The sequence below is a fragment of the Dellaglioa sp. CoH-55-MRSF-8 genome, assembly GCF_056782195.1.
Map to the genome: position 1 here is coordinate 1 of NZ_JBXAYH010000036.1, position 684 is coordinate 684.

The 684-nt window shown below is 53.2% G+C and carries 1 protein-coding gene; it reads right to left on the minus strand.

All coding sequences use genetic code 11. The features are described 5' to 3' along the window. Positions 1 to 345: 345 nt before the first annotated feature. Positions 346 to 684: hypothetical protein (locus AC1RPW_RS07760; RefSeq protein ID WP_481769404.1), on the minus strand; the 339-nt coding region annotated here is incomplete at its 5' end.

Below are 684 nucleotides of genomic sequence, written 5' to 3' on the forward strand. Positions count from 1 at the left end.
CATCGTGCTGATACTGAATCTGGCGGTCCAATTCGGCCATACGTTCAGCCACCGCATCCCATCCGAGTCGTGCGAAACCCTCGTTCACGCGGAACCCGCCATGGACCTTGAAACCTTCTTCATCTTCCGCCAGACTTTCCCACCATTGCTCGAATGTCATGCTTTTCTCCTTAATCGAAGGTGCGCGGAACTCCGCATATTTCACACTGACAGTAAGTACGCGTATGTCGCGAGGTGTAACCATCCCCGTAATTGGTGGTGAGGGGCACGCGCTCCAGAATCTTCCATTTGTGCTGGTGCCATATGCCGGTCACCAAAAACTTGAGCAATCTTACCATGTTTTTCTCAAACGTAGCGGATAAGGCGCTTTCGCACGTCATCGCGGTTGTAGACTCGCGCCGGAAGCCAAGGATTGGGCTGGCAGTCGTCGCTCTCGATTTCGATCGGTACAAACGAGATGCGGAAGAAGCGGCGCGGTGTACCGGCCTCGATACGCGGCCGACGATGAACGTTATACACGTCCAGCTGGTACATGCGCCCGGCCTCCAGTTGCTCAACATTTCGATCCAGTGCGCGATCCTGAAAGAACTGGTGAATGTTGTACACCATCGGATGGAAATCGGACGGAAATGCAAAGTTTTGTTTCAGGATTTCGGTTGGCGTGTGATCCGACCAGATGTAATT